Below are 10,056 nucleotides of genomic sequence, written 5' to 3' on the forward strand. Positions count from 1 at the left end.
AAGCTTTGCGTTTGATCCAAGAATTGTAATTTTGGAATTTTCAGTTTTATCCAAACCAAAAAAAAGCCCTCGTAAAGAGGGCTTTCTATATATTTTAGGAAATTGTAATTAATTACAATTTAGCAACATGTTTCGTTAATTTAGACTTCAAGTTAGAAGCTTTATTATCATGAATGATGTTCTTTTTAGCTAATTTATCAATCATAGAGATTACAGTTGATAATTTTGAAGCTGCATCAGATTTATCAGTAGCCAATCTTAATGCTTTAATAGCATTACGAGTAGTTTTATGTTGGTATCTGTTAAGAACTCTTCTTTTTTCGTTGCTTCTGATTCTTTTTAATGCTGACTTATGATTTGCCATTTTGTTTTAATTTTAGATGTAATAATTATTATAGATACTAGTTAAAAAAGAAAAACCTCCCACAATTGTAAAACAATCACTTTGGTTTTAACTAATAAAACAAAAATCGAGACACCAACTTTTATTTTACAAAACTTATTCACAACTAATTTTAGTAGTCTGTAAGGGAATCGAACCCCTGTTACCAGGACGAAAGCCTGGAGTCCTAACCCCTAGACGAACAGACCATATCCTTCTAAGTTTTTCTATATTTAAATAGAGGTATCCTTGTAGCCCGTAGCGGAATCGAACCGCTCTTACATGGATGAAAACCATGCGTCCTAACCGATAGACGAACGGGCCATTTTAATTCTCAGTATTTCAAGAACATTTTTGCAGTAAAAAAGTAGTAGCCCGTAGCGGAATCGAACCGCTCTTACATGGATGAAAACCATGCGTCCTAACCGATAGACGAACGGGCCTGCTTCTCTAATGCGGATGCAAAAATACAACTATTTTTAAGATGTACAATACCTGATGCAAAAAAAATTAAAAAAAATTAATATGCCTTCGCAAACAATACTCTTTTTGAAGAAGGATTCCCAGTAAACACACAGGCTCCCGCCTCTTCTACAGCGTCTAAAGGAATACAACGAATTGTCGCTTTTGTCAAGTCTTTTATTTTTTCTTCAGTAGCAGCCGTACCGTCCCAATGAGCCGATACAAACCCACCTTTACCGTCTAAAACTTCTTTAAATTCCTCAAAACTATTTACTTCCGTAATATGAGTATCACGATAGCTTAACGCTTTATTAAATAAATCAGCCTGAATCTGCTCTAATAAGTCATTTATATAAGTAACAATTCCTTCTCCGGAAACCGTCTCTTTTGTCAATGTATCACGTCTGGCCACTTCAAAAGTTCCGTTTTCTAAATCTTTTGGCCCAACAGCAATCCTAACCGGAACACCTTTCAATTCCCATTCAGCAAACTTGAATCCTGGTTTTTGAGTTGTTCTGTCATCGTATTTAACTGAAATCTTTAATTTCTTAAGTTTAGCCGTTAAATCATTTACTGCAGTTGTAGTTTCAGCCAATTGCTCGTCTGTTTTATAAATAGGCACAATAACTACTTGTATTGGCGCTAAATTAGGAGGCAATACCAATCCCTGATCATCAGAGTGTGTCATTACCAAAGCCCCCATCAAACGAGTAGAAACTCCCCATGAAGTTCCCCATACATGCTCTTGCTTTCCTTCGGCATTTGCAAACTTTACATCAAATGCTTTTGCAAAGTTCTGACCTAAAAAGTGAGACGTTCCGGCTTGCAACGCTTTTCCGTCCTGCATCAAAGCTTCAATACAATAGGTTTCATCAGCACCTGCAAAACGTTCGGTTTCAGTTTTTATCCCTTTAACAACCGGAATTGCCATAAAATCCTGAGCGAAATCAGCATATACATTCATCATCTTTTCAGATTCTTCTAAGGCTTCTGCCTTTGTAGCATGCGCTGTATGACCTTCCTGCCATAAAAACTCAGCTGTTCGCAAAAACAAACGCGTACGCATTTCCCAACGCACTACATTTGCCCATTGATTAATCAGTAAAGGCAAATCTCTATACGATTGCACCCATCCTTTATAAGTCGACCAAATAATTGCTTCACTGGTAGGACGAACAATAAGCTCCTCTTCTAACTTCGCATTTGGGTCAACCATTAGTTTTCCGGGTTTGTCCGGATCATTTTTTAATCTATAATGTGTTACGATAGCACATTCCTTTGCAAATCCTTCTGCATTTTTCTCTTCCGCCTCAAACATGCTCTTAGGCACAAATAAAGGGAAGTACGCATTTTGATGTCCTGTTTCTTTAAACATGCGGTCTAACTCAGCCTGCATTTTTTCCCAAATAGCATATCCGTAAGGTTTAATAACCATACATCCTCTAACGCCCGAATTTTCGGCTAGATCTGCCTTTACAACCAGCTCGTTATACCATTTTGAATAATCTTCTGATCTTGTAGTGAGGTTCTTACTCATATTGAATAGTTTGGCACAAATTTTGTTTTAATAATTTTAACTAAATAGTTTGACAAAACTAACTATTTTTGTAATGTGCAACAATAAAAAACTCCACAGATATGAAAACTTATACAACTCTCCGCCAAAACTCAAGTCATTTTTACTTAATTGGATTATTGAGTTTTCTATTAGCATCTTGTGGTTCTTACCAAAATACTTCTTACCACGATAACGATGGCGTATACGGTGGCTCACCAAGAACCTATGCTCAGACAACTACCACAAACACTAATAACCAATATAAAGATTACTTTAGATCATTACAAGATGACAATCAACCGTCTGAAATTTTTACAGATGTTGACAGCTATGGCAATTACTCTGATAGCGACAGTACACAAACAGTAGCAACCGCTTACCCTGCTTGGGGAAGTGCCAATTCAGAGGTTTCAGTAAATATTTACTCTGACCCTTCATGGTCGATGGGATTCGGACTAGGATTTGGATACCCATATTACGGATGGGGTTACGGAGGAGGATATTGGGGCTACCCTAATTATTGGGGCCCAGGATGGGGTTACCCGGGTTGGGGCTACCCTGGCTATTGGGGACCTGGATACAACAGATACAACAATTACTCTTATAGTTATGGAAGAAGAGGTTCTGCATCTTATTACGGAGACAGAAACTATGCTTCTAACAGAGGTTACACCAACAGAAGTTTCACAACAAACAGAAACTATACTACCAGAAATTCTACTTCTGACAGAAGCTACAACTCAAACAGAAACTATACCACCAATAGACAAAACGGGTATACAGATTTCAGAAGAAGTTCCAGTACAAACGGAAGAAACTATAATTCTTCAAATCCTAATTTTACCAATAGAAGAAATACAACTCAGGGTCAAAGCAATAGCTACGACTACTCTAACAGAAGATCGAGCAACAGTACATCGACTAGAAATTATAACAACAGCAATAACAGCGCACCATCAAGAAGTTACTCTCCAAGTCCATCACGTTCTATGAACAATAGCGGCGGGGGCAGCATGAGATCATCTGGCGGCGGTGGCGGTGGCGGCGGAAGATCATACGGCGGAGGCGGAGGCGGAAGAAGATAATCTCTTCTTTCCCTCATCAAAAAAAAATCACATTAAAACTTATCCAAATGAAAAAAATATTATTCCTATTTATCACAGGACTAACTGTTAGCGTCTCACACTCGCAAGAAGTATCAGATGCCCTTCGCTACTCACAAGACAATTTAACAGGAACGGCACGATTCAGAGCAATGAGCGGTGCATTTGGAGCCGTTGGCGGAGATTTATCTTCCTTGAGCGTCAATCCAGCCGGATCTGCTGTTTTCGCAAATAATCAGACAGGAATAACTTTTAGCAATCAGAACATTAAAAACAACTCTAACTATTTTGGAACACAAACAAGCGATAAAGAAAATTCTTTCTTACTGAACCAAGCCGGAGCTGTTTTTGTTTTTCACGATCACAATCCTAATAATAACTGGAAGAAAATTGCTATTGGAGTGAATTATGAAAACACGAACAATTTCAACAATAGTGTTTTTTCTGCAGGAACAAATCCAACGAACTCTATTGACAAATACTTTTTAGCTTGGGCAAACGGAGTACCTTTAAAAGACATAACACACTTAGATTACAGAGATATGTCCTACAAGCAACAGCAAGCCTTTTTTGGCGGAGAAGGCTATGTAATCAATCCAGTTACTGCCAATGACAATAACACCCAATACACTAGTAACGTACCAGCAGGAGGTAATTATTATCATGAAAACAACATTTACACTAGCGGATACAATAGTAAATTAAGCTTCAATATCGCCACCTCATATAAAGACAGAATTTATTTTGGGGCGAATTTAAATGTACACATTACCGATTACAGAAGATCAAGCAGTTTCTATGAGCAAAATGACAATCCTCTGCAACCAAACGAAACTATATCTGATTTAGAATTCAACAACAACCTTTACACATACGGAAATGGTTTCTCATTTCAACTTGGAGCTATCGCTAAAGTTACAGAATCATTCAGACTTGGTTTAGCATATGAATCAAATACCTGGTACGAACTATACGACGAGGTTTCCCAAAGTTTATATACAACCACACAAGCTTTAGGCGGGCAGCCAATAAACAATTCTGTCAACCCAAACATAATAAACGTTTACGATTCTTATACACTGCAAACTCCTGGAAAAACAACTTTTAGTGCAGCTTATGTATTTGGAAAATCCGGTTTAATTAGTGTTGACTACGCTATTAAAGATTACGGAAATGCAAAATACAAACCAACTAATGATGCAGGATTCAGAGGCGTAAACAGTGACATCAGCAATCAATTGACAAATGCCGGTGAATTAAGAGTTGGTGCTGAATACAAAATAAAGCAATTAAGCCTGCGTGGTGGATATCGTTTTGAAGGAAGTCCTTATAAAAACGGAACTACAATTGGAGACTTAAACAGCTACTCTGGTGGTTTAGGATATAACTTTGGAGGAACTAAAGTAGATTTAGCATACTCTTATTTAGAAAGAAAATCGAATCAGGGATTTTTTGCTACAGGATTTACCGATGGCGCCAACATTACATCGAAACTAAATAATGTTTCTTTGACTTTATTATTTGAATTGTAATTAAGAATAAATAGATGAATGGAAATTTCCGTCAGGTGTTACCTGGCGGATTTTTTTTTAGCCCCGATGGAAGCGACATCCTTTTTATCCGCTTTTTTGCGGATGAAAAGATATAGCGGACAGCGGGATTAGCTTCACAAAAAACACGTAAAAGAAACCGAAACAAGCGCAGTTTGAATAAAAAAGTGTAATTTTGCACTCCAATTTATAAAAGTATGAGAACCAAGTCTTTAAAAAAGAACAAAATTAACGTAATCACTCTTGGGTGTTCGAAAAATGTATATGACAGTGAAGTCTTGATGGGACAGCTTCGTGCAAACGGAAAAGAAGTGACTCATGAAGCGCCTGCCGCAGAAGAAGGAAACATTATCGTAATCAACACTTGTGGTTTTATTGACAATGCCAAAGCTGAATCAGTAAATATGATTTTGGAATATGCAGACAAAAAAGACAAAGGACTAGTTGACAAGGTTTTTGTGACAGGATGTTTATCTGAGCGCTACAGACCTGACTTAGAAAAAGAAATTCCTAATGTAGATCAATATTTTGGTACAACAGAATTACCTCAGTTATTGAAAGCTTTAGGAGCTGACTATAAACATGAATTATTAGGAGAACGTTTGACTACTACTCCAAAAAATTATGCTTACCTAAAAATTGCTGAAGGCTGCGACAGACCTTGCAGTTTTTGCGCTATTCCGCTTATGCGTGGTAAACACGTTTCTCAAACAATTGAAAAATTAGTTAAAGAAGCTGAAGGTTTAGCCAAAAATGGCGTAAAAGAATTGATCTTAATCGCTCAGGACTTAACTTATTATGGTCTTGATATTTATAAAAAGAGAAATCTTGGAGAACTTTTAGAAGCATTGGTAAAAGTAGAAGGAATCGAATGGATTCGTTTGCACTATGCCTTCCCTACCGGTTTCCCGATGGATGTTCTTGAAATAATGAAACGCGAACCTAAGATTTGTAATTACATTGATATTCCGTTGCAACACATTTCGGATGCTATATTAAAATCGATGCGTCGTGGTACTACTCAGGCTAAAACGACTCAATTATTAAAAGATTTCCGTGCTGCTGTTCCCGGAATGGCGATCAGAACGACTTTAATCGTTGGATACCCTGGAGAAACTCAGGAAGATTTTGAAATCCTGAAAGATTTCGTTCAGGAAATGAAATTTGACAGAATGGGATGTTTTGCTTATTCTCACGAAGAAAATACACATGCTTATTTATTGGAAGACGATGTTCCGGATGATGTAAAACAAGCCAGAGCAAACGAAATAATGGAATTGCAATCGCAAATTTCATGGGATCTGAATCAGGAAAAAGTAGGTCAGGTTTTTAAATGTATTATTGACAGAAAAGAAGGTGCTCATTTTGTGGGAAGAACTGAATTTGACAGCCCGGATGTAGACAATGAGGTTCTAATTGACGCTTCTAAACATTATGTAAAAACAGGGGAATTTGTTAATATAAGAATAATAGAAGCAACAGAATTTGATTTATACGGAGAACCTGCTTAAATTTACGCTAAAGAATTATCCATTTTAGATAAAAACATTTTTTATGAAACCGACACTATCTTTATTTCTTTTGGTTTTTACCTTATTCTGCTTCAATTCTGTTTCTGCTCAATACGGAAACGGATATAATAATGGTTATGGCGGCGGCGGTTACGGCGGCGGCGGTTATGGTAATGGCTACGGAAGAGGCGGCGGTATGGACAGAAGTATGATGGGAGGCCCACAAGGCAATACCAGCAAACCCAAAGAAACACCTCCTGAAGAAACAGCTGCTAAAATCGTAGAACAAATGAAACCGGTAGTTAAACTTGATGAACTTCAGGCAATTGCCATAGCAAATGTTTTTACTGACAGCATGAAGGAACAAGGAATTCTTTTAAAAAATGAAAGCAGCAGTCAGGATCAAAAATTGGAGCAAATTAAAGCTTTAAGAGAAAGTACCACTAAAAAAATAACTGCTTTTCTAAATCCTGATCAGGTAGAAAAATATACTGCTTTTATGGCTGACTTTAAAGAGATAAAAAAGCCATCTAAATCAAAAAAGAAAAAAGATTCTAAAGACAAAGAAACAAAAGAAGTTAAAGAAGACGCAGAAACAACAAAAACCCTAGAATAATTGTTTCAACCTCATCTAAAAAACGTAACCATTATGACAAAAAAACATTTTTGTTATCTGATTTTAGCCCTTATTATTACTGGTTGTTCTACGAACCCTTACAAAACCACAGAAAAGGTTTACGACCAGCAACTTAAATCTTTAGAGAACCAAATTACAAGTAAAGAACCTCAACCAATTCCCCCTGTTAGTCCGGTAGTTATTGATACTACCTATGCCCAACAGCTTGGAATTGTAAAAGACACTTTATCAAAAACAGGTTCTACTTATTTACTAAATGGTATCAATACGGAATGGATTGGGACTGTAAACTTTAATCTAAGAAAGCCTAGTTTTATTATTATTCATCATACTGCTCAGGATTCTATTCAGCAAACGATAAAGACTTTTACTAAAACTAAAACACAGGTAAGTGCGCACTACATCATTTCTGAAAATGGAAAAGTGGTTCAAATGCTAAATGACTATTTAAGAGCATGGCACGCAGGAGCTGCAACCTGGGGGAAGAACACCGATATTAACTCTTCTTCAATTGGAATAGAACTTGACAACAATGGTTTTAAACCTTTTACAGAAGCGCAAATTGGCAGTTTAGTGGCTCTTTTGACAAAATTAAAGAAAGACTATAATATCCCGACCCAAAACATATTAGGTCATGCTGATATTGCACCAGGCAGAAAACAAGACCCGAGTGCTTTATTCCCTTGGAAAACCCTGGCAGAAAAAGGATTTGGAATTTGGCCAGATGCCATTTTAGAAGAAGCTCCCTTTGATTTTAAAATCGAACCGGCATTGAGGATTATAGGATATAATACCAAAAATCTTTCAGCAGCCATTATGGCATTCAAATTACATTATATTCAAACTGATGTAACAGCTACTTTAGACAGAAAAACAATAGATACTATTTATTCGATTTACAAAAAGCAAGTGCAGTAAAAAGATAAAAACACTAAAATACAAAACGCGTTTCTAAAACATTTAGAAACGCGTTTTTTTTGTTTTTACTTAAAACTAATCTGACACAGCTTAAAGGATTAAATATATTTTTCAGCCACTAATCACACGAATTCTCACGGATTTTTAATCATTCATCCTCGTACTAAAAAAACTGATTTTTACTAATTTACAACGAATTACAAAAGCAATCCTTAACCATTTATTATTTGAATATGGAGCCAAGATGCGTTTTAATTAGTATACTTCGTGGTAAAAAAAAAACATAATAATAATCTCTTTAACCCTCTAATCTGTGGCAATAAAAATTACGCTAGAATTAAATTCAAATAAAAAAGCTGCCAAAACATTAGTGTGTTTCGACAGCTCCAAAAAAAAAAAAAAATATCAATCTTTGTCTCTAGAAAGAGTATGTAGTAGCAATTAGTGCATAGAATGATCCTCCTGTTGGTAAAGCATCTTTATCTAAAAAGATATCTTCTGAGGCAGCATCGTATCTTAACTCAGGAATTATAGTCAGTTTTCCAACTTTATAATTTAAAGAAACTGTATTTGCAAAAACGTTTGATCCCATTAGTGTTCCTACATTGGCTGCGGCATCTTTAGCATCAAAATATTCCATTCTGTAAGCTAAACTCAAAGACGGCTTGAAAGCATAATTAGCATACCCTACAAGTGAAAACCAATCACCATCTAAAGTGCTGTCAAAGTCATTTTTAGTTTTAGCATAAGTTGCATTGAATCCTAAAGAAAAAGCATCTGTTATTGTTTTTGACGCTACAAAATCAATCTGTGTTTTATTCTCATCAGATGGTATTACTAAAGTTCCCGGAGTAGGATTCGTACTTCCTGACGTAAAGTTCAAATAAGCACTTCCTGTTTCGCCAATATAACCCAATTGTGCTATAAATGTCTTTTGGGTTGAACCGGCATCCATAGCTGATTTAAAATCAGTAGGATTTGTAATTCCTGCCATTGCGGTAAACTTTCCAGAAGTATATTGTGCTTTTACACCTGTATTAAAGAACGGCCCATAAGAAAATGCATAAGACATACTATAGTTTTTATTTCCTATCGCATCTAAAACCTCATATCCTATATGTGTTCCAAAACTACCTGCCACAACTTTAAATTCTTCTGTTATCTGATAAGTGAAAAACAATTGTTTAATTAAAAATTTTGCATCAATATCTTTATCTGTTGTTTCATTATATGAAAACTCTCCGGCTCTTTTTCCGAAACCTAAGTCTACAAAAACAGAGGCTTTCCCGAACGTGTGCCCTGCCTGAATGGAAGCCATTCCTAATTCGAATGAATCTTGTGAGTTGGTAAAGCTCGTTAATCCATTCATTTGTTTTGAAAAATCATACTTATAGTAAGCGTCTGCCGATCCTCCCCAAGTAGTTGCTGGTGAAACTGAAGCATCAGTATCATCTTGGGCAAAAGCAAAAGAACTCGTTAACATCGCGGCTAAAATGTGTACTACTTTTTTCATGTTTTAATTGGTTTTTAGTTATTAATTGATTCTGGTTAGTTAATCTTTATATATAGCTATTCAATAGTATAAGTCAATTCTAAAACCTTTTATTCGCCTCTCAAACATCCTCATTTTCATTAGCGAATTTATTAACTTTTGTATGAGTAAAAGAATTGAAATTCATTTTTTTGATGAATTAAGAGAAGAATTACGGATTACAAAAATTAGAATAACAATAATCGTGATTTGGCATTTATACCGATTTGTTTTTGAAAATTTGACAATCATTTTTAACGAAACAAACACAAAAACAAAGGGCAAACACAAAAACACACACCAAAAAACCAACCAAAAACACAATAAAAAAATAAAAAACAAAAAACACCCCATAAAAAAATAGGGGTAACTATATTATAACCAAAATCAAAAAAGCAAAAAAG

At 35.8% G+C, this 10,056-nt stretch carries 8 protein-coding genes and 3 tRNA genes; 5 read left to right on the forward strand and 6 right to left on the reverse strand.

The window, feature by feature from the left end:
• Positions 1 to 112: 112 nt before the first annotated feature.
• The 5 genes from rpsT to proS form a co-directional block, all read right to left on the reverse strand.
• Positions 113 to 364 carry a 30S ribosomal protein S20 gene (gene rpsT / locus B0A67_RS24195; RefSeq protein ID WP_041517133.1) on the reverse strand — a complete coding sequence of 84 codons (252 nt, stop codon included), beginning with the start codon at positions 362 to 364 and terminating at the stop codon, positions 113 to 115.
• A 155-nt stretch (positions 365 to 519) separates the two neighbouring features.
• Positions 520 to 591: transfer RNA gene (locus tag B0A67_RS24200), tRNA-Glu, on the reverse strand.
• A gap of 43 nt (positions 592 to 634) precedes the next feature.
• Positions 635 to 706: transfer RNA gene (locus B0A67_RS24205), tRNA-Glu, on the reverse strand.
• A 47-nt stretch (positions 707 to 753) separates the two neighbouring features.
• A tRNA-Glu gene (locus B0A67_RS24210) sits at positions 754 to 825 on the reverse strand.
• 77 nt (positions 826 to 902) lie between these two features.
• Positions 903 to 2,381: a proline--tRNA ligase gene (gene proS / locus B0A67_RS24215; RefSeq protein WP_072961485.1), complete on the reverse strand. Its 1,479-nt coding sequence runs from the start codon at positions 2,379 to 2,381 to the stop codon at positions 903 to 905.
• A 101-nt stretch (positions 2,382 to 2,482) separates the two neighbouring features.
• On the opposite strand from proS, the gene B0A67_RS24220 reads away from it, so the two are divergent.
• The 5 genes from B0A67_RS24220 to B0A67_RS24240 all read left to right on the forward strand — a co-directional run bounded on the left by B0A67_RS24220 (position 2,483) and on the right by B0A67_RS24240 (position 8,121).
• Positions 2,483 to 3,487 carry a hypothetical protein gene (locus B0A67_RS24220; RefSeq protein WP_072961488.1) on the forward strand — a complete coding sequence of 335 codons (1,005 nt, stop codon included), beginning with the start codon at positions 2,483 to 2,485 and terminating at the stop codon, positions 3,485 to 3,487.
• Between the two features lie 47 nt (positions 3,488 to 3,534).
• Positions 3,535 to 5,037, forward strand: a complete 1,503-nt coding sequence (locus tag B0A67_RS24225; protein WP_072961491.1) for an OmpP1/FadL family transporter — start codon at positions 3,535 to 3,537, stop codon at positions 5,035 to 5,037.
• 215 nt (positions 5,038 to 5,252) lie between these two features.
• Positions 5,253 to 6,566 (forward strand): 30S ribosomal protein S12 methylthiotransferase RimO, encoded by a 1,314-nt coding sequence (gene rimO / locus B0A67_RS24230; protein ID WP_072961494.1) that lies wholly within the window; start codon positions 5,253 to 5,255, stop codon positions 6,564 to 6,566.
• 43 nt (positions 6,567 to 6,609) lie between these two features.
• A complete protein-coding gene (locus B0A67_RS24235) occupies positions 6,610 to 7,182 on the forward strand; it encodes a hypothetical protein (RefSeq protein ID WP_072961497.1) in 573 nt (190 codons plus the stop codon).
• A 33-nt stretch (positions 7,183 to 7,215) separates the two neighbouring features.
• Positions 7,216 to 8,121, forward strand: a complete 906-nt coding sequence (locus B0A67_RS24240) for an N-acetylmuramoyl-L-alanine amidase (protein WP_072961499.1) — start codon at positions 7,216 to 7,218, stop codon at positions 8,119 to 8,121.
• 418 nt (positions 8,122 to 8,539) lie between these two features.
• On the opposite strand, the gene B0A67_RS24245 is transcribed toward B0A67_RS24240, so the two are convergent.
• Entirely contained in the window at positions 8,540 to 9,634 is a 1,095-nt protein-coding gene (locus B0A67_RS24245) for an outer membrane beta-barrel protein (RefSeq protein WP_072961502.1), read from the reverse strand.
• Between the last annotated feature and the right edge of the window lie 422 nt (positions 9,635 to 10,056).

Source organism: Flavobacterium aquidurense, assembly GCF_002217195.1.
GTDB classification, from domain to species: Bacteria; Bacteroidota; Bacteroidia; order Flavobacteriales; family Flavobacteriaceae; genus Flavobacterium; species Flavobacterium frigidimaris.